This is a genomic window from Enterovibrio norvegicus FF-33 (genome assembly GCF_000286835.2).
In the GTDB taxonomy this organism is placed as follows: Bacteria; Pseudomonadota; Gammaproteobacteria; order Enterobacterales; family Vibrionaceae; genus Enterovibrio; species Enterovibrio norvegicus_A.
The window spans coordinates 2,053,714-2,077,323 of sequence record NZ_AJYD02000038.1; the positions used below are offsets into that span (position 1 = coordinate 2,053,714).

At 47.6% G+C, this 23,610-nt stretch carries 23 protein-coding genes; 21 read left to right on the forward strand and 2 right to left on the reverse strand.

Translation table 11 applies throughout. From position 1 onward, the window contains the following. Positions 1-161 precede the first annotated feature (161 nt). The 7 genes from A1OO_RS17335 to A1OO_RS17365 all read left to right on the forward strand — a co-directional run bounded on the left by A1OO_RS17335 (position 162) and on the right by A1OO_RS17365 (position 9,032). Positions 162-884 carry an acyltransferase gene (locus A1OO_RS17335; RefSeq protein ID WP_017003834.1) on the forward strand — a complete coding sequence of 241 codons (723 nt, stop codon included), beginning with the start codon at positions 162-164 and terminating at the stop codon, positions 882-884. Further along, positions 881-2,008, forward strand: a complete 1,128-nt coding sequence (locus A1OO_RS17340) for a glycosyltransferase (protein ID WP_017003835.1) — start codon at positions 881-883, stop codon at positions 2,006-2,008. The genes A1OO_RS17335 and A1OO_RS17340 overlap by 4 nt, the downstream gene beginning before the upstream one ends. Continuing rightward, complete coding sequence (locus A1OO_RS17345) at positions 2,005-3,510, forward strand: GumC family protein (RefSeq protein WP_017003836.1); 1,506 nt, start codon at positions 2,005-2,007, stop codon at positions 3,508-3,510. The genes A1OO_RS17340 and A1OO_RS17345 overlap by 4 nt, the downstream gene beginning before the upstream one ends. A 40-nt stretch (positions 3,511-3,550) precedes the next feature. Further along, positions 3,551-5,911, forward strand: a complete 2,361-nt coding sequence (locus A1OO_RS17350; protein ID WP_017003837.1) for a hypothetical protein — start codon at positions 3,551-3,553, stop codon at positions 5,909-5,911. A gap of 154 nt (positions 5,912-6,065) precedes the next feature. Next, positions 6,066-7,136, forward strand: coding sequence for a glycosyltransferase (locus A1OO_RS17355; protein ID WP_017003838.1), 1,071 nt, complete (start codon positions 6,066-6,068; stop codon positions 7,134-7,136). A 1-nt stretch (position 7,137) separates the two neighbouring features. Further along, positions 7,138-8,370: a glycosyltransferase family 2 protein gene (locus A1OO_RS17360; protein ID WP_017003839.1), complete on the forward strand. Its 1,233-nt coding sequence runs from the start codon at positions 7,138-7,140 to the stop codon at positions 8,368-8,370. A gap of 8 nt (positions 8,371-8,378) precedes the next feature. Continuing rightward, a complete protein-coding gene (locus A1OO_RS17365; protein WP_198928791.1) occupies positions 8,379-9,032 on the forward strand; it encodes a sugar transferase in 654 nt (217 codons plus the stop codon). Positions 9,033-9,167: 135 nt separating this feature from the next. On the opposite strand, the gene A1OO_RS17370 is transcribed toward A1OO_RS17365, so the two are convergent. Then, entirely contained in the window at positions 9,168-9,593 is a 426-nt protein-coding gene (locus tag A1OO_RS17370) for a DUF4399 domain-containing protein (RefSeq protein ID WP_016959163.1), read from the reverse strand. Positions 9,594-9,773: 180 nt separating this feature from the next. After that, positions 9,774-11,441, reverse strand: coding sequence for an FAD-dependent oxidoreductase (locus A1OO_RS17375; protein WP_017003841.1), 1,668 nt, complete (start codon positions 11,439-11,441; stop codon positions 9,774-9,776). A gap of 239 nt (positions 11,442-11,680) precedes the next feature. On the opposite strand from A1OO_RS17375, the gene A1OO_RS17380 reads away from it, so the two are divergent. The 14 genes from A1OO_RS17380 to tadF all read left to right on the forward strand — a co-directional run bounded on the left by A1OO_RS17380 (position 11,681) and on the right by tadF (position 23,602). After that, on the forward strand, positions 11,681-12,121 hold the full coding sequence (locus A1OO_RS17380; protein WP_017003842.1) for a YeeE/YedE family protein: 441 nt from the start codon (positions 11,681-11,683) through the stop codon (positions 12,119-12,121). A 9-nt stretch (positions 12,122-12,130) separates the two neighbouring features. Further along, positions 12,131-12,577, forward strand: coding sequence for a YeeE/YedE family protein (locus tag A1OO_RS17385; protein ID WP_017003843.1), 447 nt, complete (start codon positions 12,131-12,133; stop codon positions 12,575-12,577). Between the two features lie 780 nt (positions 12,578-13,357). Beyond that, on the forward strand, positions 13,358-13,555 hold the full coding sequence (locus A1OO_RS17390) for a Flp family type IVb pilin (RefSeq protein ID WP_016959159.1): 198 nt from the start codon (positions 13,358-13,360) through the stop codon (positions 13,553-13,555). A 22-nt stretch (positions 13,556-13,577) separates the two neighbouring features. Next, positions 13,578-14,009 carry an A24 family peptidase gene (locus tag A1OO_RS17395; RefSeq protein ID WP_241819161.1) on the forward strand — a complete coding sequence of 144 codons (432 nt, stop codon included), beginning with the start codon at positions 13,578-13,580 and terminating at the stop codon, positions 14,007-14,009. Positions 14,010-14,012: 3 nt separating this feature from the next. Further along, a complete protein-coding gene (cpaB, locus tag A1OO_RS17400; RefSeq protein ID WP_016959157.1) occupies positions 14,013-14,786 on the forward strand; it encodes a Flp pilus assembly protein CpaB in 774 nt (257 codons plus the stop codon). An 11-nt stretch (positions 14,787-14,797) separates the two neighbouring features. Beyond that, the gene (locus A1OO_RS17405; protein WP_016959156.1) at positions 14,798-16,150 is read left to right on the forward strand and encodes a type II and III secretion system protein family protein; all 1,353 of its coding nucleotides are present in this window, start codon (positions 14,798-14,800) and stop codon (positions 16,148-16,150) included. After that, the gene (locus A1OO_RS17410; protein WP_016959155.1) at positions 16,147-16,701 is read left to right on the forward strand and encodes a hypothetical protein; all 555 of its coding nucleotides are present in this window, start codon (positions 16,147-16,149) and stop codon (positions 16,699-16,701) included. The genes A1OO_RS17405 and A1OO_RS17410 overlap by 4 nt, the downstream gene beginning before the upstream one ends. Positions 16,702-16,713: 12 nt before the next feature. Continuing rightward, complete coding sequence (locus A1OO_RS17415; RefSeq protein WP_017003844.1) at positions 16,714-17,976, forward strand: AAA family ATPase; 1,263 nt, start codon at positions 16,714-16,716, stop codon at positions 17,974-17,976. Positions 17,977-17,982: 6 nt separating this feature from the next. Then, positions 17,983-19,260 (forward strand): CpaF family protein, encoded by a 1,278-nt coding sequence (locus A1OO_RS17420; RefSeq protein WP_016959153.1) that lies wholly within the window; start codon positions 17,983-17,985, stop codon positions 19,258-19,260. Beyond that, complete coding sequence (locus A1OO_RS17425; protein WP_017003845.1) at positions 19,257-20,183, forward strand: type II secretion system F family protein; 927 nt, start codon at positions 19,257-19,259, stop codon at positions 20,181-20,183. The genes A1OO_RS17420 and A1OO_RS17425 overlap by 4 nt, the downstream gene beginning before the upstream one ends. Next, positions 20,183-21,049: a type II secretion system F family protein gene (locus A1OO_RS17430; protein ID WP_017003846.1), complete on the forward strand. Its 867-nt coding sequence runs from the start codon at positions 20,183-20,185 to the stop codon at positions 21,047-21,049. The genes A1OO_RS17425 and A1OO_RS17430 overlap by 1 nt, the downstream gene beginning before the upstream one ends. After that, complete coding sequence (locus tag A1OO_RS17435) at positions 21,049-22,530, forward strand: tetratricopeptide repeat protein (RefSeq protein WP_017003847.1); 1,482 nt, start codon at positions 21,049-21,051, stop codon at positions 22,528-22,530. The genes A1OO_RS17430 and A1OO_RS17435 overlap by 1 nt, the downstream gene beginning before the upstream one ends. Before the next feature lie 117 nt (positions 22,531-22,647). After that, the gene (locus A1OO_RS17440) at positions 22,648-23,067 is read left to right on the forward strand and encodes a pilus assembly protein (RefSeq protein WP_241819162.1); all 420 of its coding nucleotides are present in this window, start codon (positions 22,648-22,650) and stop codon (positions 23,065-23,067) included. After that, entirely contained in the window at positions 23,051-23,602 is a 552-nt protein-coding gene (gene tadF / locus A1OO_RS17445; RefSeq protein WP_017003849.1) for a tight adherence pilus pseudopilin TadF, read from the forward strand. The genes A1OO_RS17440 and tadF overlap by 17 nt, the downstream gene beginning before the upstream one ends. Positions 23,603-23,610 lie beyond the last annotated feature (8 nt).

The following is a 23,610-nucleotide window of genomic DNA, read 5'->3' on the forward strand; positions in this document are numbered from 1 at the left end:
CGTGCTTTTGTCTATTTGAATGTCAAAATGAAAAACGTGCCCCCCGCCCTTATCGAATACCCCCTATCTCTCTGATAAGTAGAAATAAAATAAGTTGGCTCGCTTCGTGCTTTATCACTTGTTAGACGGTCACTGGTACCGGAATAGCAAGGAGAAAGGCGATGAACATACAAGCGACGCGACATTGGTTAAAGCACAGCCCCAGCCCTGTGGCTCGCGGCCTATTTCGTACCCTAAAAGCCTGCCTCCACATGAGCATTCCCGCGCCAAAACTGATTGTTGTTCCGCTGTATCAGCTAACCCGATTAACTCAAGGGCTATGGGAAAACATGACACGCACAATATGGTGGACGCCCGTGTTTAAAGGTCGCCTGCATCACGTAGGCAAAAACTTTTATCTCTATGGCGGCATGCCGTTAGTCAGTGGCCCTCTTTCCATTTCCATGGGTGATGATTGTCGCGTCTCCGGACAGACCACGTTTTCAGGTCGCACCTGCAGCAACGAACAACCACAGCTGTTAATTGGCGATAACATCGATATCGGCTGGCAGACCACCATTGCAGTCGGCCGAAAAGTGGTAATCGGTGACAACGTTCGCATTGCAGGACGGGCGTTTCTTGCGGGCTATCCCGGCCACCCGATCAACGCACAAGATCGCGCTGCTGGTCTGCCAGAATTAGACAGCCAAGTCGGCGATATCATTCTTGAACCCGATGTATGGCTCGCCACCGGCGTGTCTGTCATGGCAGGCGTCACCATCGGACATGGCACCATTGTCGCAGCAGGCAGTGTCGTCACGTCTGATCTTCCCCCAAACGTCGTTGCTGGCGGTATCCCGGCTAAAGTGCTTCGCAATCTCACTGTCGAGGAGATGACCCAATGAAACGCGACCTGATTGTTTTTGGCGAAGACTGGGGCGGTTTACCCTCCAGTACACAACATTTGATCCGCCGCCTGTCACAAGATCGCAAAATTGTTTGGGTCAATTCCATTGGCTTACGTCGCCCAACATTGACGGTTAATGATTGCAAACGTGCCTGGCAGAAACTCACAACCCGCTCAGTCAGCAACAAGGGAGCATCAAAAACCTGTGCGACGCCGCAGAGCCTCACCGTTGTGAACCCTTCTACGTTGCCTGCACCACGCACGATGCTGGGACGCAAACTGGCGGCGGGTATGCTGCGCAATCAGCTTGCACCCATCATTGCGCAAGCAAATCTGCACAATCCTATCTTGTGGACGTCACTTCCTACCGCTGTTGACGTTTCCGACCAACTCGGTACTTCGTCATTGGTGTATTACTGCGGTGATGATTTTTCTTCATTGGCAGGGGTTGATCACCACACCGTGGCTCAACGCGAACAGGAGTTGGTAGAAAAAGCCGATCTTATCCTGACCGCGAGTGAAACGCTCTTCACGCGCTTTTCTGATAAATGCACTCGCTTACTGCCACACGGTGTCGACTATTCCCTATTTTCTACCCCTTGTCCTCGCGCCGAAGATTTACCGAATAATGGCCGTCCTATTGCGGGTTTTTATGGCTCATTATCAGAATGGCTCGACTACAAGATGCTCGCAAAAACCATCACGCTTCTTCCCGATTGGGATTTCGTATTTATCGGCAAACCTTGCGAGGCCGCATTGGCGCTCAAGCAACACGACAATGTCACCCTACTCGGCCCTAAATCTCACCATGAGCTACCTGGCTACAGTCAGCATTGGTCAGCCAGTCTGCTACCTTTTACTAATAACGACCAAATCAAAGCATGTAATCCACTGAAGCTTCGAGAATATCTCGCTGCGGGAAGGCCTGTCATCAGCACGCCCTTTCCTGCAGTGAATGAATATCGCACCTTTGTCTCAGTGGTACAGAACGCCGAAGAAATGGCCAAAGCGCTTCGTAATGCGGCCGAGCAAGAACCCAATGCTCACCAGCAAACTGCGGTTAGCGCGCACACTTGGGATGCGCGGGCTGAAAAGCTTGCCACATGGTTGGATGCTTTATGAATACGTTAACGTATAAGTTGCTCATTTTGCTTGATGGTGCATGGCGTCGTCGCTATGTGATCATCATGCCCATCATCATCTTTCCGTTAATGGGCACGGCCATTGGCATGCTAACGCCTAAGAAATACAACTCACACACCACCATGCTGATCCAAGAAACGTCTAAGATGAACCCCTTTCTCGAAGACTTGTCCGTTTCTTCACAGATGAAAGAGCGCTTCAGTGGCTTGCAAACTCTGCTTCACAGTCGCCATATCTTGGGTAAAGTGGCGCTGGAACGCGGGTTAATTGAAGAAGATTCCTCTCCCGTAAAAATAGACGAAACCATTGCCCAGCTCTCTGGCGGCCTCAACATGTCGACCATAGGCAAAGACGTGATCCGCATTGAGTTCCGCTCTAATACCCCCGAAGGGATGAAAGAGACGTTGCAGATTGTTAGCGACCATGTCATCGAAGAATTGCTGGCACCTGAGCGCTCGTCGATGAAAGACTCCAGCGACTTTCTTTCCGAACACATCGATTTTCGCCGCATAGAACTCGATAAAGCAGAAGCCGCATTGTCAGATTTTCGCAGTAAACATGCTGATGGTCTGCCTGAGTTACAGCTCGCCAATTACGCGCGTATCGAGACACTGAAACAACGATTGTCTGAGAAGGAAGCCGAGATGGCGGGTGCGAAAAGAAGTCTAGGCGGGCTTGATCATCAGCTTTCCAGCACCAACCCCGTTGTGGGTCGCATTGAAGATCAAATCGTGAAGCATCGCAGTGAACTTGCCATGTTCAAATCACGCTATACCGATCAACACAGCTTGGTGCAGGGGGCGTTGAGGACGTTACGTCGTTTAGAAGAGCAACGCACTCAGCTTCTAGCTTCCAACCAACAGCCCGTTGATACCGACAAACTGTGGGACATGGCCAGCAGCGCAGCCATTAATTCAAGTACCGAATCTCAGCCTCTGTTGATTTCACAACTAGAGAATCTTCAACTGGCGCGAAGCAAAGTCGAAACACTCGATGAAGAAACCGTCAGCTTGCGCAAGATGATCCTCACACTGGAAAACAAAACCAGCCAATCTGGCGAAAAAGAGCAGAAGATCCGTAAGCTTGAACGCGACCTTGACGTGAAACGTCAGCTATTCCAAGAATTACTAGAACGTCACGAAATGGCGCGCCTGACCAGCTCCCTCGGTGTGTTCGAGCAAGACAAGCGCATCAAAATCATCGATCGCCCTTATTCGCCGGGCATACCCAGCAACCTTCCTTTGATTATTTTTACGATTGCAGGATTGATTGGCGGCTTTTTCCTCGGTTGCGGCATGGCCGTTCTCCTTGAGCTGACCGATACCACTATTCGCCGTATTTCAACCTTGGAAGCCATCACAGGTACTCCCGTTCTGACCCGTGTTCCTAAAATGACCTCAGAGTTTCCTCCTCTTCCTTCAGGGCCTAGCGCACCACCTAACGGCGGTAACGGCGGCGGAAGAATCATTGACGTGAATTAATTGAGATTGGATTGAGGTTGAAGTTGAAGAGGATAAATTCATGAAACATTGGCTACTGTCGCTAACACTGATGCTTTGCACGCCAGCACTTGCCGATTTAAGACTCGATAAAACCGAGTTAATCGACATATCGCAAACCAGCATGTTGTTGATCTCCGGGAATAACCTGACCGCTTCCGATGTCATTATCGTCATACGTGCAGATGACACCAAGAACCCTGGATACTCAGATCGCGCCAACATCGAGCGTGTGATCCCACAAGGTAGTTTTGAATTGCAGATCCCGTTTGCCAGCTTGCGTACCCCCAGCGGCCGCCAATTGGATCTCAACAAACTGCAGCAAATCATCGTATTTTCTGGCAACAGTGAGCGCGGTTTCGCTCTGTCCAATGCACGAATTGAAACACCAAAACCACTTGGGGAGAATGTGTATGCGTGGGACCTTGGCCCAGTAGGCAGCGCAATATGGCCGGGCTTTCAACCACTCACCATCAAGTCAGGGTTGTTGACGGGACCGGGGCTCAACGCCATTGATCGAGGTGCCCGCGCACAAGCTGCTGATGCCCTGACCATTGATGGTATACGTGGTATCGAATCCGCAGCACTCCCTCTGCCCGCAGGAAATTGGCAAATCACCCTTTGGCTTCGCGATGCCGGCGAGTGGGAATACCTTCCCCATCCACTTCAGCGCAAGATTACTGCCAACGGCGAGCCTGTATTCACTCAAAACATGTCACCGACTGAATGGATTGAAAACGTCTACCTTGGCCGGCGCAATGTAGATATTTCGCCCAATAGCAGCAGTTGGACACATTATGGCGAACGTAAAAGTGACCGTGTCACTTTCAACGTTTCCAGTGATGGCAATCCCGTGATCTTGCGGTTAAGTGGCAAAACAACCGATGCCCAGTTTATGAGTGGCATTCTGGCTGTCCCACAGAGTAACCCGCTGATTTTGGACATGCTCACACGCCAACGCAAAGTATGGTGGGAGAAGAATTGGCCCATCGCAAATTGGAAGAAATGGCCAACCGGACAACCTCGCCTACAAACCAATACCACAGAAACCAACGTCGCACCGGGTACATCTGCTGTGCTTCAATTTGCGTTTGAACAAGGCAATATTCCCGGCGCACCCATGGTGATGCTGCGCCAACCCGAGTTGAATGGTGTTTCCATTCCCGCCAATTGGCACTGGAGTCAGTGGCAATTAACGCGGACGCATCTCTCTTCAACACTGTTAGAGGCAAATGATGACTTTTTACGTTATGGCTTAATGCCAGAAAACGAGGGCGTTGCAATGCCGCGCCGCATGGTTATTCGTGTCGATGTACCCACCGCAACACCACCCGGTATTTATCACGGAGAACTGTTTGTGATGATGCAAGGTAAAAGCCTAAAGGCACCGTTTTCCATTAACGTGGTCAATGCGTCTTTGCCTGATATGACCAAACCTGTTGGTATTTATCTTGAACCGTCGGTGCACTTTGGATGGTTTAAGGAGCTCGCCGCCATAAGCCATCAAGCCACGTTGTGTGATCTCACCTTTTTGAGAACATTGGGACTCACGGGGATCTCACCGCCTTACCCCACGCCACAAAACACCGAGGCACTTCAAGCGTTCGAGGACATGTCTATCACACTGAATAAAATGGGTTTTCGTGAATCCATGGCCTACACACCCGCGAAACGGCTGACACAATCACTCGGAGCAGGAAATGCAGCCAATGTGGTAGCGAATATTGAACAGCAACACCAACAACGTCTGCAAAGCACGCCGTATTGGTCAATCGCCGATGAACCGAGCAACCCTGGTAATGTTGATTTATTTAAAGACATGCATCGTCAGTTTTCTATCTTTGCCCCGTCCGCAAAATTAGCCGGACATTTAAACCATGACAAAGACAGAGAATACCTCTCCATGTTCGATTTGATTTTGATAAACGACGGCTATGGCGTGGACAAAAACGAAATACAGCAAGCGCAACGGGATGAACGCAAGGTGTGGTTGTATAACTTACCCAACCCACGTGCTGCCGCAGGCTTCTACCTTTGGCAGTCGGACGCTGACGGCTTTCTCAAATGGCATGGGCGAATGCCAACCGCCGATCCGTTCGACCCCACTGACGGACGAGAATATGATGTGCAGTTTCTCTACCCATCAAAGGAACCTTGTCCTGAAGAACCTGATATCAACATCACGCTCTACGACATCATGGAAGGTATTACGGATTATCGCTGGGTGTTATGGCTGCAGAATAAAGCCCAAACGAACCCTGACGCCAAACGTCTTCTGACTCAATTGAAACGTGATGTGCCGGATACATGGGAAGCCATGCTAAAAGTCACACCTCAACAAATGGAAACATGGCGCCAACAGATTATTCAACTCGCTCAGTGACAGTCAAGGCGACTCTCAGAATGAGAAAACACTAAGCCGGAGAATTTTTTTCCGGCTTAGTTCTTTTTTAATCAACACATTATACTCACCAAAAAAAGTGGCACGTCTTCTGCAATAACACTCTCAGTTGTTCGTTTTTTTACTCGAGGTTGTCATGAAGACCATTGTTCAGGTAGTGCAACATCTCAGACCAGGCGGATTAGAAGTGATGGCGTTAGAGCTGATGAAGTTCTCTCATCACGGTCACGCAATGAAGATTGTCAGCCTTGAAGGTGATGCAACATCCGCCCTTGCAGCATGGCCTCGTCTTCGCGAGTTTGATAATCAGTTGGTGTTCATGAATAAAGCACCGGGGTTCACGCCATCAACAGTGGTCTCACTCAAGCGCCTGCTCACATCGTTAAATGCAGACCTTATCCACACTCACCACATTGGTCCGTATTTTTACGGCGGCCTCGCCGCTTTTCTTAGCCGTATCCCTCATGTTCATACCGAGCATGATGCTTGGCATTACAGCAACAAGCGCCACCAAATGCTGCATCGTATCGTTTCTACATTTGGTAACCCTATTCGCGTTGCCGATGCTGATGTAGTTGCCCACGCCCTCTCTTCAATATCAGGCATGAATGACATTCGCGTGATCAAAAATGGGGTAGATACGGCGAAATATGTACCAGGTGAAAAAACTGCTGCACGCGTTGCGATGCAACTGCCCACCCACGTAAAAATGGTAGGAGCAAGCGGACGTCTTGAGGAAGTTAAAGGACACGGCGTGTTGATTTCCGCCATGGCCGAGTTACCTAGCCACATTCACCTCGCCATTGCAGGTTCTGGCTCAATGGAAATGCAGTTAAAAGATAAGGCCAAATCCTTGAACCTGAGCGATCGCATTCACTTTCTCGGTCATGTCGAAAACATGCCGCAGTTCTACCAATCACTCGATTTATTTTGCCTGCCGTCTTTCAATGAAGGGTTTCCGCTTGCCCCATTGGAAGCCCAAGCCTGTGGTATTCCGACTGCCGTGACCAACGTTGGCGGTGCAGTAGAAACACTGTGCCCCGAATCAGGGCTGATACTCAAAGCCGGTGACGCAAATGATATGGCGGAAAAAATCATCACCCGAATTCATGGTGTCAAATCATCAAACCCACGCGCATTTATCTCGAAACACGCAGACGTACGCACCATGGCACATGCCTACGATTCTCTCGCAGAGGGTCTATAACATGACACATGAACTGATTTTCTGGCTTACGGCCATCAGCATATTTTTGGTGATATACCATCACCTCGGCTATCCCCTACTGCTAAAACTGCTGGTGCGCCGTCCTTCTTCTAACGAAGAAAATACACACGAAGGAACGCCTGCTCGAGGCTACCGTGAAAGTGTTGCAGATAGCGACTTGCCGACCATTAGTGTCCTGATGCCAGCTTACAACGAAGCAAACTGGATCGCAGACAAGATCCGTAACCTCGCAGCACTGGATTACCCAAGCAACAAGTTACAGGTGATATTGGCCTGTGATGGATGCAGTGACGATACCGCAAACATCGCCCGCCAAACTGCCGCGGAGGCGCTGTGTGCTCACCTTAATGTCACGGTGATTGAATATACAGAGAACGCAGGAAAAGTCGCGGTGATCAATACCACCATGCCGCAAATCAAATCGGACATTGTGGCGTTCAGTGATATCTCGGCGCTGATTTCTATCGATGCGTTCTACATCGCGGCTCGCCATTTTCAAGACCCAACAGTCGGTGTGTTGAACAGCCGTTACTGCTTGCTTAACCCCGCCGAAGGAGAGCAAAAATACTGGGATTATCAAAGCAAAATCCAGAGCAATGAAGCTCAACTGGGTTCATCGCTTGGTGCACATGGCGCGTTGTATTTCATTCGAGGCCATCTGTTTACACCATTAGCGCAAGACACCATCAATGATGATTTCGTGTTGCCAATGCAAATCGTGGAAAAAGGCTTTCGTGCTGATGTCCACGATGCGATTCAAGCCGTAGAGCTTGAGCCAACCAATGCACATCAAGATTTTCGCCGCCGCCTCCGTATTGGCGCGGGGAACTGCCAACAACTTCTGCGTCTTTTTCGTTTACTCAACCCTGCGCGTGGTGGCATCGCCTTCACGTTCGCATCAGGAAAAGGTTTGCGAGTATTGATGCCCTTTTTCATGCTAACCGCTTTGTTGGGTAGCGCACTGCTTGCACCATCAAATGGGTTCTTTGCCCTTGCGGTGCTCGGTCAAATCTTCATCTATCTTGCGGTGGGTTTTTGGCACCTTTCGGGCTATCAGCCCAAAGGCAGTATCGCGAAATCGCTGGTGTATTTGGTTACAGGACACACCGCCAATTTCATCGGTACGTTACGTTACATCACAGGCTTAGAGACAGGGAAATGGACCCGCATCTCTGAGGTGTCGAAGAATACTCACAAGGAAGCATCAAAATGAATCTCATCATGAATTTGAACGCGAACGTGAACAGCGACATCAACCCCATCACAGCGAAAGCAAAACGTGGATTCGACATTTTCTTTGCTTTAATTGGACTGGGGCTAACCCTTCCGCTGTTTCCTCTGATTGCGCTTGCTATCAAGATCGACAGCCGTGGTCCGGTATTCTTTAGCCAAATGCGTATCGGTCGTGCGTTACCTGACAGAAGTCTGATTTTTGAAATGCTGAAGTTCCGCACCATGCGTACCGATGCCGAAAGCGTTTCTGGTGCAACATGGGCGACCAAAACGGACCCTCGTGTCACACGCATTGGTCGTTTTCTAAGAAAAACACGCTTGGATGAAATCCCACAATTTATCAATGTACTCGTAGGTGATATGTCACTGATCGGCCCACGCCCTGAACGTCCAGGTTTCTACCAAAAGCTGGAAAACGCTATCCCTTACTTTGCAGAGCGTACATACGGCGTAACACCAGGTATCACGGGTCTAGCGCAAGTTAATCAAGGCTACGACACTTGTATTGACGATGTGCGATCTAAAGTGGGATACGACCACTCTTATGCATTGGCGCTTTCATCACCAATAACGTGGTTCAAGATGGATTGCTACATCATGGTTCGTACTATTGTCGTGATGGTGTGTGGTAGAGGCCAGTAACCCCAAAGGCGGTCATTCATACATTTGATTCATCACAAAAAACGCCGTTTCCCTTCGCGAAAAAGCGAGCCGGAAACGGCCTTTTCATGCGTACACAATTGACGCTAGCAGGTCATTGAGATGACTTAATTTAGGTTACTGAACATTAATGGTGATTTTTTGAGAGAGAACGGGTTTGTCATGGGGGATATGCACAAAATCCGCCAGCAACAATTGTAGTGTGTGCTTACCTTTAGGCAATGTCAGCAGGGTTTCAGTTTGCCCTCCCCCAAAGTGCTTCACATTATCATTGGCGGGTAGCGGTAAGGCAAAATCCACCAGCGAATCGACATCAATCAGCAGGTGATGGTGACCCGAGTTGGGTTGATTGTCACCCGCAGGTGCGACATCCATGCCTTTTAACCCAAACACCACTTTGAAGGTCTCAGGTACAGTTTCACCATCTTTGGGTTGCACAAAATACACATCTGCACCGGCAGCAGAAGGCGTAGCCGCGAGTAACGATGAAGGCAGAAGCGAAGCGGTTACAAGCAATAGCGATGAGAGCAATGCATGTTTCATAATGTTCCCTTAATAACGCTGTCTAACAGCTTTCAGCATGACTGATGTTTGGAAGGGATAAGTGTCAGGATATGGGACTTTTCCAAAAAAATACCGCCCTATCTTAGGGCGGCATGGTGAATCATTCTTCAGGGGTCAGTTAACGCGATGTCATCCGCCATGAGGCGTAACATTGAAACGTTAGCATTGAGACGTTTTCCACGTGCGATACCCACCAATGAGGTTTTTCACTATAAAGCCACTGTTCGCCAATTGGCGATAGGCCACGTTTCCGCGCAAGCCCACCTGACACGCCACAATGATTTCTTTGTCTTTCGGCAGTTCATTCATACGCCCGCGAAGTTGATCAACGGGGATATTAATAGCGCCGGGGAATGTACCGACCGACTCAAGCTCACCCGGATTACGCACATCTAACAGGACTTGGTCGGCGGTTAAATTCGCCAACGCATCATAATGAATGCCATTAACGTCGCCTTTCATCACGTTGGTTGCCACAAACGCCGCCTGATTAATCACATCTTTCGCGCTGCCATAAGGGGGGGCATACGTCAGCTCTACATGTTGTAGCTGTTCAACGGTCATACCCGCGCGCTGTGCAACCGCCAAGATATCAATGCGTTTATCAACGCCATCTTTACCAATAGCTTGCGCACCCAGAATTTTGCCAGATTCTGGCGAGAACAGCAGTTTCAGTGATACCACTTCCGCACCCGGATAATAGCTCGCATGGCTGGCTGTGTGCACATAGACTTTCTCATACGCCATTTCATCACGCCTGAGTTGCTTCTCATTCTTACCGGTTGAAGCGACAGCCAAATCAAACACTTTACAAATCGCCGTACCTTGCGTGCCTTTGTAGGTTTCGTGTGCGCCTAACATGTTGTCTGCCGCCATACGTCCTTGACGGTTTGCTGGGCCAGCAAGTGGCACCACGGTTTGCTTACCTGTCAAAAAGTCTTTTTCTTCGATGGCGTCACCCACGGCATAGATAAACGGATCGCTGGTTTGCATTTCATCATTCACCCAAATGCCGCCAAGCTCGCCAATTCTTAGTCCCGTGGCGCGCGCCAATGTGGTTTCAGGGCGAACGCCAATCGCCATGATCAATAACTCGGTGTTCAAGCTCTCACCGTTACTCAATTGCAGTGTGAGTGCGCCACGTTCTGCGTCATCTGCTGCTGCCTGAAACTCTGCCGATTGCAACGCAACCCCCAAACGCAAATCAATATCTTTTGCGCGAATTTCTTGATGAACAAATCCTGCCATTTCTTTGTCTACTGGCGTCATGACCTGATCGGCCATTTCAACCAATGCAGTTTCAATGCCTAATTGATGAAACGCTTCCATCATCTCCAAACCAATAAAGCCACCACCAATCACTGTCGCATGCTTAGGCTGGTTATGTGTGATAGAAGTAAGGATCTTGTCCATGTCTGGAATATTGCGAAGCGAGAAAGTAAGCGGGTTATCAATACCGGGAATAGGCGGTACAACAGGGCTCGCGCCGGGGCTGAGAAGCAAGAAGTCATAACTTTCCGAGTACTCAGTGTCGTCGAGCAAATTTTTAACAGTAACGGTTTTAGCTTCACGTTGAATACTGATGACTTCGTTCATCACGCGGACATCCACGTTGAATCGCGATAGGAAACTTTCAGGGGTTTGCAGAAGAAGCTTGGCTCGGTCTTTAATGTCTCCGCCAATATGATATGGCAAACCACAGTTCGCAAACGACACAAAGGGGCCGCGCTCAAACATAATGATCTCAGCACTTTCACTCAATCGACGGGCACGTGCCGCGGCTGAGGCTCCACCTGCAACGCCGCCAATAATAAGGATCTTCGCCATAACTCACTCCTGTGTTTCTCCACCGACGAATGCATCGTGGTATCGAAAAATGATACATAAACAAAACTGGGGGACTCGTCGTTTTCTGTCAGTACGAGCCAATAACTGCTACATTATATTAGATTAAACTCATATACAACACTCTAAATTAGCATTGACTTAAATAAAGATCGTCGTATGATTAATATCATCATAAACGCATATGTATGTGTTTAATTGAAGAAAATCAGGGAGTAGTTATGTCGTTTCAGATCCCTTGGGATACGTTCTCTTGGAGCCCATTGCTCGGTGGAATGCTACTGGGCGTTTCAGGGTTGGTACTGCTCACTTTCAACGGGCGTATTGCCGGAATCAGTGGCATAGTCGGTGGGTTGCTCAAACCACGAAAATCCGAATTCTCTTGGCGCTTGTTGTTTCTTAGCGGCATGGTTATCGCGGGTTTGACTGCCCCTCTGCTCGGATTTGAATACCCAGACTTGTCTTCTCTCACACCAAGCATTTCGCCGATGATGGCAGTTCTCGCGGGCTTGCTGGTCGGCATCGGGACTCGGCTTGCCAATGGCTGTACCAGTGGTCATGGAATTTGCGGTATGGGTCGGTTATCTAAACGTTCCATCGCCGCCACGCTAATTTTTATGACGGCAGCGTTTGTCACCGTATTTTTACGTCTTCACGCCTAGGAGGTTTCTATGTTTTTTCGCGCAATCGCATTATTTGCAGGTTTACTTTTCGGCTTGGGCATGATGATTTCTGGCATGGTGAATCCAGCCAATGTAACCGGTTTTCTCGATATTTTCGGCCAATGGAACCCAAGTTTGGCATTTGTGATGGGCGGTGCGCTGCTTGTGTTCACACCGGGTTATTTTTTGTTGATTCGTCGACAACCCAAACCCGTGCTTGCGGAAACGTTTTGCTTGAGTGAGAACCAATCGTTAGATAAACGTTTGGTCTCGGGTTCTGCGCTGTTTGGCATAGGTTGGGGCTTGGCAGGCATCTGTCCAGGACCTGCCATCACACTGCTTGGTTCTGGCTCTGGCTCCGTCGCACTGTTCTTTCTAAGCATGCTCGCAGGAATGTATCTGGTAAATATCGTTGACGACAAACGCGCAGCGCTCGATATTAGCCCACAGCGTTAATTTTCATATTCGCTTTTTTGCTTAATCATTTGCCTCTCACATTACTCCCACCTCGCACACGATAGCTAAGTCATCTAAAGAAACCTGTTCAGCGCGAATATTCACCCTCGGAAGAGGGTCTGAATCCTGCCTCAGGAATCCTGAAATCACTCGGGTCTATCGTTAAAAAACAAAAATATCGACCTCCCGCTTTTCTTTTCCACCTCACAAAAGAACAGCCCAAAAAACGTAACCATATACACTCATCGCATAAAATATTGGGCAAAAGAAAGAGAAAACCAAAGTGCACATTTAATAACCACCTTTACACTTTGACTAACTTTCATTTATAAGTGCTCAATTATTCATGCAGATTATTATGCACCCAATAAATCCTGAAATTTAAATAGTATAATAAACCGTCACTCCTCATGTTTTTCTATGTGATAACCATCAAATAAATAGAATAATTAACAGTGTCTCATTTGTTCTCAATCATGATAAGCGACGTTTAGTTTCATATATCCAACCGTGATGTAAATCATGTCATTGACATCAAAGCATTAAAACGATCGCTTATGAAACAGAGAGTAAACCCAATCATCCGTCTTATAACTGAAGCAACCAACGGTATATGACATAAAAATAGACAAAACCGATGGTGGATAATTTTTAATATCAGTTATATCTTATTGTGAAGTATGTGCTTATATATTCTTCAAGGGAAATTCGCTTAAAGAGTGGTTATGCAAGCACATGCTTCTCTTAGTAAATATCATCTTAAACAAACGGAGCTTATCTATGTCATTATCTCAAATCACAAAGCGTTTTATTAATGACGAACGTGGCGTAACAGCAGTTGAATATGCAATACTTGGCGTTGCGATTTCAGCAATCATTCTGGCAGCTGTCGCAAACGATTCTACTCTTGGAACGGCTATCAGTAACGCTATGACTCAGATTTCCACCAATATCACCTCTGCTAACACTGGGGGCTAATTCACTCTAACGGGTTAGCTCGTTGAGCGCTTTAGAACTGCTTTTAATCTCTGGCTCAATAGCAGGGATGGCGACTGATATTTTACATAGAAAGATAAGCAATAAATTGTGCTTTGGCATTCTTCTAACATGTCTATTATTGGCATTTTTCGAACAGAAATTGCAACTTCATGTATATCAATCTCTATCTGTTGTCGCTATTGGGCTAGTGCTATTTTATTTTGGGATTTTAGGGGCAGGAGACACAAAGTTATTTTCAGCATATGCACTCATTATTGACACCCAATATTTCTCATTAACAATATTCATTATTAGCTTTCTAGGCGCAATAACAGCATTAGTCATTTTGGTTATGCAATTCATATCAGAAAACAAAACCAATAAAGGTGTGCCTTATGGCGTTCCCATTGTGGTTGCGAGTTTGTTTAGCATTTATTTAAGTAAGTTGAATTAAACCATGAGCCAACGTGTATTCTTTCTTATTGCTTTACTGTCCATAGGTGTAGGCGTTTTAGGCCTAAGTGGGTTTTTCCAAAGTAAGCACACTACCGCATCCGGAATATCGAATATTTCCTATCAGGTTGCTCAACTAAAATCATCGGTTAAACGCGGTGATACTCTGACTCGTGAAAACATCCGATATTTCAAACTGCGAGAAGAAGACGCCCTGAAAAATGGGATCGTCAGCGATATCATCATCTCGCATGTTCCCGGCATGGTCGCCAAACGCGATATTGGCGATGCCGTGTATCTTTCCTCGAGTGATTTTTTGCTCCCCAATGACCCCAATTATTTAGATGCTGTCATCAAAGATGGCATGTCGCCCTACGCCCTAACCATTGATCGAAAAGAATTTATTGGCTCAGGTATTTCAGTGGGGGATAAAGTTGATGTGATGATTTTAACCTCTGACGAACAGAATATTGGGGAAACGTCTAGGTCTACTTATATCGAGTCTTTCCGTTCACTTTCCGTGTCTCCGCTTCTGCGTAACATACGCGTATTAGCGATTGAAGATGACCACGATGAATTGCTTCCTCTCACGATTGAGCTCAATCGTGAGCAAATCGCCAAAATGGTGATCGCTCGTCGAATAGGCATTGTTGAAATCATCAAGGCATCAGGCAATGAGCTTTATAGCAGTGGTTCAATGAACGCTGATACTCACGATGTACTTCCTAACTTCAAATCCGTTACTGAAATTCGTGGCCAAAATAAGGCCTTTAACTAGAGAGCAAGAACATGCTACGCCATTACTTATCTGTCATTTTTTCTGTTGGCTTGCTCCTCGGTGGCACCTCTTCTGCTTTTGCTGCTGGAATTTTAAACCTAGGGACAGGGGACGCGCGATCTTTATCCTTTGATGCCGTGATCGGCACCGTTTTCATCTCCGATCCAGACGTCGCCGACTATCAAGTTATCGACAACAACCGTCTTGTGGTTTTTGGACGTGAAATAGGCACCACCACACTGATTGTTTTTGGTGAAAACAGTCGAACACTCACCAAAAAGAAAATTGTCGTTAACCAAAGCCTCACCAAGATTGAGCAAATTTTGGCGATTCAATACCCCAATGTCGAAGTGTCAGTACTTAACCTTGGCGAGCAAGTCGTACTTTCAGGTTTTGTGCCCACGCAAAAAGAAAAAAATGAGATCTATTCCATTGTTGGGGAATTGTTGAAAAAGAAATTCACCGAACGGCGAACGGAATGGAAAACGTCAACACGAGAAAGTTTCGATATCGATTTCATGGCGCGACGCACCTATGACGGATTGGTGAATAATCTAGAAGTCGCGGTCACAAAACAGGTCAACGTCAAACTCACCATTGCTGAGGTCAACAGCTCGCTGGTTAACGAACTGGGCATTAAATGGGGAACGATCTTTTCCGACGGATTTGGCGGTAACGGACAGTTCTTTCGAGGCATTACTGGCTTTAATGGTAGCGCGACCAACATTGCGGCTTACATCTCAGCCATTAATGACGACAATGTCGGTCAAGTGCTTTCGGAGCCGAATGTTTCGGTGATTTCTGGCGAAACGGCAAGCTTCTTAGTCGGCGGTGAAATCCCGATCACCTATCGTATTGATGATGGCTATCGCATTGAATATAAAGAGTTCGGTATTGGCCTTGATTTGGCTGCCGAAGTGCTTCGCGACGACAAAATCAAGCTGTCCATCATGCCGCAAGTCAGCTCAGTGGACAGTCAATACGGCGATACCTTACTCGACATCCCATCATTTAAAGTACGACGCGCTCGCACCACGTTAGAACTGGGTGACGGTGACAGCTTTGTACTGGCAGGCTTGCTCAGCAGTGAAGACGAAGAAGCCTTATCTAAAATTCCGTTTATCGGTGATGTGCCTATCTTGGGTGCTCTTTTTCGCCATACCTCAACAACCCGCCGAAAAACCGAGTTGATTATCGTCGCCACGGTTTCACTGGTGGAGCCAATTTCTTCAACCAACGTCAAACTGCCCAGTATGCAGCGAACGTCCGCACTGTCTCGGTTCTTTGGTGTAGGTATAAACAGTTCTCCTGAAGTGTCGAAGTGGCAGGAAGAAATCCTCTCAACTGGAGGCTTCAAAAAATGATGATCATTAAGCACAGAGCAACACTATTTCTTTCGTTGGCACTTGCAACCACCTTAATGGGCTGCGCCACAGGGCCTGCTATTACGGGTAGCCACCTATTAGTGACCCCTGTTGTTTACGAATATTCGGTGACTGTCAAAAATAAGGCTCTGCAGCACGCGCAGAAAGAAATTTCAGCATACTTGGAGCAAAACGAATATGCATTGTTGGTACATGGTGCCACGATTTCATGGAATGGTAGACACGGAAAGACGATTGCGAAACATGCACAACAGTGGCTCATAAAACGCGGTATCTCTCTGGATAAATTGTTGCTCTCAGAAGCCAAAACCATGAGCAAAAGCACGGGAACAAAACAAAGCAACGTGACCCTGTCCACCACCATCCATCAGGTACAAAACCCAGCGTGTGGTTACGCCGTTATCGGTCAATATCATCGTAACAATGATGGTTGTATCCATGAGGCGATGCGATGGGAATCCATGGTGTATCCGGAAAACAAGCTTGCTGGGCAAGGACGTCTTTCTATTATCACACCAGACACCCTATAAAGGAGGTTATCTATGTTAGATTTTGGCGATCTCCTAAAAAAAGAAACGACTGACAGCGAACCTGCGATCGGGAGCCAGCATGGCCTGAAGTCTCTGCAATTCTTTCGTACTGAAGAAGTTAAAATTCTGGTGGATGAGACCTTCAGATTTGATGGTCACTCAGTCCCCATTTCCTATGCGTACAAATTCAAAGATATTCCCACGCAGGTCGAAGAGCATAACGCTCAACTCGTGGTCATTGATTTAGTTGGCTGCCCAGACACGCTCAAAGAGTGTCGCCAGTTATCTGCTCGGCTACCCTCTTATCTTTCTGTCATCATTCTGGGGGATGTGGATGCAATTTCAGTGATCCGAGAATTAAAATCACTGGGCTTTTACTACCTTTTTTGGCCTGTCGATAAAATTGAGTTGGCCGAGTTTGTTGATACGGTCTTAACGCGACATATTGAAGCGAACTCTCTCCACGGTCGACGCAAAGCCAAGCGTATTGGTGTAATTGGCATGCGTGGCGGCGTGGGCACCACCATGCTCACCGCAGAACTTAGCTGGATTTTATCCAACGATAAACAGACGTCGTGTCTTGTTGTCGATCACAACTACCTTTCCAGCAATCTCGATATTTTCCTCGGCATCAAAAACCGCGAAAAACGGCGGCTTAACGATACAGAAACCGGCGGGGGAGAAATCGATCAAACATCATCCAAAAACCTCGTCACACGCGTGAGTAACCGCCTTGATTATCTCGCCCTCGGACTCAGCGACGAACGATCTGCAGATCTGGATGAGATGACTGAATTGGTGCTCAATTATCTCGCCCCAGACACGAATTTTATTCTCGACGATTACTCCGCGTCCGTCGGGTTTGATATACAGCCCAGAAACTTATTAAAAACGCTGGATGTTGCCGTGCTGGTGATGGAACCGACCATTTCTTGTCTACGCGAAACCGCCGCGATGCTCAGTAAAATGAAAAAGTTATTCGAAGAGCCTGAATACAAACGCACCGTGCGTATCATTTTAGTGTTGAACAACCACCGTGCTTCCCGCTTTAACAGCGTGACGCAGGCGGAAGTCGAAAAGTACCTAGATGTTCCCGTCAACATTGTTCTCCCCTACGAGATCACGGTGGAAGAAGCGCTGTTGAATGGCACCTATCTCAGTGCCGGGAAATCTAAAATTGGCACCCAGATCAAGCACCTTTGCTCACGGATCATCGGCGAAGAAATCGCCCCTAAACGTAAGCTTTTCTCCTTTACACGTTCCAGTAGCGAGTAATTATTTATGCTTGGTCCAAAGGAACTCTATCGCTCATTCCGCGAACGTATTTTTGATGCCATTGACGCGGAAGCCATTACCACGCTGTCGAAAGAAGAGCTAAACAGTCAGCTCACCCAAGCCATTAACCTGCTAACAGAGCAGGACAATGTGCCCATGCCAACATCACTTCGCAATGACTATGTGAAGATGATGTATGACGAACTTCGTGGGCTGGGTCCCATTCAATCATTGATTGAAGATGACTCTATTTCCGACATCATGATCAATGGGCCTCAAGCCGTTTTCATTGAGCGAAACGGCTTGGTTGAGAAATCACCCATTACCTTTATCGACAACGAACAACTCCTTACCATCGCCAAGCGTATTGCCGCCAAAGTGGGGCGTCGCGTTGATGAATCTGTCCCACTGTGTGATGCACGCCTCATGGACGGTAGTCGAGTCAATATCGTTTTACCGCCCATCGCCATTGATGGCGCGTCGATTTCCATTCGTAAATTCAAAAAGAAAAGCATCGGTTTTGGTGATCTCATTGAGTTTGGAGCGATGAGCCCGGAAGTCGCCAAACTGATGGTAATTGCCTCTCGCTGTCGGCTCAACATCGTGATTTCTGGTGGTACCGGCTCAGGCAAAACCACCATGATGAACGCCCTATCCCAGTACATTTCGGAAAGAGAGCGGATTGTCACCATTGAGGATGCGGCAGAACTGCGATTGCAACAGCCTCACATTGTTCGTTTAGAAACACGCACAGCAGGCATTGAAGGCACGGGCGAAATTAACCAACGGAATTTGGTGATAAACGCACTTCGCATGCGCCCCGACCGCATCATTATTGGTGAGTGTCGTGGCTCTGAAGCCTTTGAAATGCTGCAAGCGATGAACACGGGACATGATGGCTCCATGACCACCCTTCACGCTAACAACCCACGCGATGCCATTTCCCGTATCGAAAGCATGGTGATGATGGCGACAGCGTCGCTCCCTTTGGAAGCCATTCGACGCACCGTAGTGAGCGCCGTCGATGTCATCATTCAGATCAGTCGACTACATGATGGTAGCCGCAAAGTGATGAGCATCAGTGAAGTGATTGGCATGGAAGGCCAGAACGTGGTGATGGAAGAAATATTCCGCTTTGAACACCAGGGGCTATCAAGTAAAGGCAAAGTGTTGGGTGATTTCGTGACCGCCGGTTTAATGGAGCGCTCTGCTTTGTATGAAAAGGCACGTTATTTCGGTCTTGAAAAAGAACTAAACAGCATTTTCAGTGGAGTAACTGCATGATTGCGAACCTTATCTATTGCCTATTCGTGGCTGTAGGTTTGTATATTTTTCACAAGCAAACGCGACTAAAAGCCCGCCGAGAAAGTATGCTTCGTGATAACAACCCACTGCCTGTCACACGATTTTTAGAAAACCGTGCCGTAGACATGGAAGCCCTAACACAAACGACCTTGCCACAGCGTATACGCCGATATGCTGAAAATATTTTCGCTGGCATTGGTGAATTTGCCTTACTCAAAATCGTCGCATTTTACTTCGTCACTGCGTCTGCTGGGGTTTATATGCTCTCGACGTTATTCAAGGTCGGCACGCTTGCTGGTCTTGTTATTGTCTTGCCACTCGCGACTTTTTTAGGGATTCGCTATCTCGATATACGCGCTCAACGGGCATTTGAAAATCATTTCCCTGATGCACTGAATATGATTGCGAGCTCAGTGTCTGCGGGCGAAAGTTTGCTTCACGCGATCCAATTTGTCGGTCAATCGCTCGACAACATTGTCGGAAAAGAATTTAAAATCATGGGGGAGCGACTTAACATGGGGGAGTCTACGGACACCGTTTTTCGCAAAGCCTGTTCCCGTTTCCCAACCCCTGCTTTTCAATTTTTTGTTATCTCTATGCGCGTCAATGTGAATCGCGGTGGACAATTGCGTCATGTGATCACGCGATTGAATCGGGTGTTGTTTGATGCCAGAAGCATTGACATGAAAAAGCGTGCAATGACCGCTGAAGCAAGAATGTCAGCGTATATCGTGTGTGCCATCCCGTTCTTTTTCTTGTTTGGTGTCATGCGGTTACTCAGCCCGGAAAATTATGACTTTGTCATGAATAATCCTGAAGGTCGTCCTTTGCTTTATTACACATTGATTAGTCAAGCGATAGGCATGTCTATCATCACTGCCTTGATGCGGAGCGTAAAGTAATGAGCGGTTTATCGTTAGTGCTGTACGCACTATTTTTCACCTTTGGGGGCGCGTTGCTGTTGACGATTGGCTATACCTCCATGCGTCGCCATCGCTCTATCAAAGGCACCTTGACGACCTCGGTTGAAAAGCCATCAGCCATGGCGGAGATTTCACGGATCGCGTCGAGTTTCTTTTCCGCTACCAACACGGAAATTTCTGAAAAATTTATCGGCGCGGGTTTCTACAACACACGCTTTGCCCCTTATTACTTTCTCGTGAAATACACCGTTGGCGCGGTGGGTTTCGGCATTATCTTATTTGCCGGTGATAAACCCCTGCTAGAAGACTACCAAACAAAAATCATGTGGTTGAGCCTGCTTGTGGTGCTGGTCATTATTGCGCCAGACATGTACCTCGAAATGCGCCGCCGTTCACTCGCGGGGAAAATCACCCGTCAACTTCCCTACCTACTCGATATCATGGGAGTTTGCGTTCAGACCGGTATGACGGTTGAAACCACACTGTTCTACCTGACCTCAGAAATGGCTGCGTTTGACCGCGATATTGCCTACGTACTCAAACGACTACGAGACAGAGCGCAAACCGTGGGTTTAGACAAAGCCTTGCTAGAACTTCACGACCGTGTACCCGCCCCTGAAATGCACAGCTTTGTGATGACACTAACGCAAAGTATGAAACACGGCACATCTATCTATGAAGTGCTCTCTACGCTGGCGAGAGACATTCGTGAGATTCAGTTACTTTCGCTAGAAGAAAAAGCGGGAAAGCTATCATCGAAAATGTCTGTGCCACTCATTTTATTCATCGTGATGCCTATCGTGATTCTCATCACGGCACCAGGAATTATGAGGATGCTCGGATAATGAAAATACCCTTAGCGCTAGCCACAACCTTGCTGGTTGTGAGTTGTACCACCTCGTCACCTAGCGATTACGCACGCCAAAACGGCGAGAAACTTCTCATGGATTCTGGCAGCTATTCTGCACTCATCACACGGTATCAGACAGAATTACAAAAAGAGCCAAGTGCCGAGGTACGCCACAAGCTTGCCAATGTGCATTACTTAATGGGGGATCCTGAAGCCGCGATGTTCCAGCTCTCTCAAATTCCACCAAAGGCTCGGAATACAGCCGAACTTGCCTTGCTTCGCGCCAACGTGTTTTTCGATCAAGGCAAAATGCCATCAGCAGAACAATACACAAACGCAGCGATTCGCATAGATAACGAATTGGGCGAAGCACATAACTTGAGAGGCCTGATATTGGCTGGCAAAGGTCAATTGGCGGAGGCGAAAGTCGCGTTTGAATCGGCAAGGCAATTTCATTTCGATGATGCGACGGTCAAGAACAATCTGGCGATGATTGCAATGCTGCAAGGGGATTTTGATCAAGCCATTGATATTTTAATGCCTTTGGTACAAAGCGGACGTGCCGACGATACTGCCAAAGCCAATCTGGTACTGGCTTTTGCCAAAGCAGGACGTACCCGAGCATTTAGCCAAATGCTCGCAGGCAGTGAAAGCGATATCCATCTGGCTGAGAAATTCCAAAGCCTGAATAGCGCTAAGATCCATCATTCTCAGTTGACGCCGACGACCACATTAACAAACCTAATCCAATCCACTGCGGGGCTAAGCACTATCGCAAAAGTGCCATCGCCTTCACCAAACAACGCATCTTCATCAACAATAGCAAAGGCTCCTTCCTCCAACTTGGTTAAGGCCATGCATTCAGCCCAACCAAAACACAGTGTCGTACTAGAAGCCAAGCCGGAAAAAACACAACCTGAGCCCTTAGCTCTCAAAGCCATCAATACAGCAGCAAACCAAGACATAGCGTCAGATATCGAGAAAACCAAAGAGCATGCCCGTGATCCTCTTACATTGGCGCGAGAGCGAGTAAAAGCAGCCAAAGAAAAAAAAGCAAAGCAGGTTGCCGAACTGGCCACAGCAGCAAAAGCGAAAGAAATTGCAGAAGCTAAAGCGAAAAAACGGAAAACCAGCAGCAAGAAACGATCTCGCAAACTCATTACTGCTATGCAATACCAACCCGTCACGGCCAACGGCAGTGGCAACGAGCAGTATGTCGCCACGGCTGATTTTGAATTGGGAAAAGTGCGCACCATGTTCCTCGAGAAACGAAAAAAATGGGTGTTTGACGTGCGAGGTGCAAAGGATTTCACCACCAAAAGAAAACAATACTTTAAAGAGGGCCCCGCAAAGATGATCGAGCTTGGCGAACACAAAAACTACGTGCGAATTGTGCTTACGCTTCGTGATGGCGCGAAAGGTAAACCCGTTGTCGCTGTAGACGGTAACACGCTCACTATTCGCTGGGAGGCTTAACGATAAGCTATGCGTTTATTACCACAAAACACAACAATGTCATCGCTTAAACAAAAGCCGTTGCACAGAAGAGCCACATCAAAGAAGCAACAGGGTATTGTCAGTATCGAGTTCGCGATGGGTTTCATTATGCTCTTTTACTCAATGATTGCTTGGGCAGAAATATGTGTGATGGGCTTTATTTCTTCCGTTGTCGATTATTCTATTTCAGAGTCATCACGCGCGGCACGAACCTCAGCCAATGCGGATTATGAAGCGCTATTTCGCGAAGCTTTGCTTGATAGCGACCAACTGTGGGTGAAGATCGTTGACCCAAACAAATTTGATGTCTCAGTGCGCTATTTCACCTCCTTTAACCAAGTCAGTAATCCGGCATTTAGTGGCGGAAGCAACAGAGAGAATAATCCCATTGCGCTCTATCGCATCAGCTATGAATACAAGCCAATTTTTGCCCTATTTTTTGATGACGAGTCCGTGACACTGTCACGTGAAGTTTTTGGCCTACAAGAGTTTGAGCGTGATGCATTCAGTCAGTAAACAACGTGGTGTTTTTATCATCGAACTTTCGATGGTCTTACTCGTACTTAGCCTAATCATCGTGTTTAGCATGGACGTGGTGGTCAAACAAACCGTGAAAGGTAAGCTCGATCGCCTTTCCTATTCCTTAGTTAGCCTATTGCGAGAACGCTCACAGCTGTTCGAGGGCAATGAAACCATGACCTTCGAAGAGGCCGCTAAGTCGTTTTCACTCATACAACGCTCGCTCAACAGCACCATGGGCAACTTCGACATTTCACGCCTAGGTATGGTGATCGAGCAGCAAAGATTCGATGCAAATAAAAACCCCATTACTGCCGTTGTGAACCAACATATTTTTACTCTAGGTGCATATTCCTGTGAGCCCGAGGAAGCGCTCAGGCAAAAAGTGGCTCTCTCTCCTGTGACTCAGTTTGATAACAAGTTGGCACTTTATCAGGTCACGCTGTGCTATCGCACCGACAATTGGTACGGCGATTTGGCTGGCGAAACATTCGAGCGCGTTCGCTCTATCTCTCTTTCTTTCGGTCGATAGGAAATCAC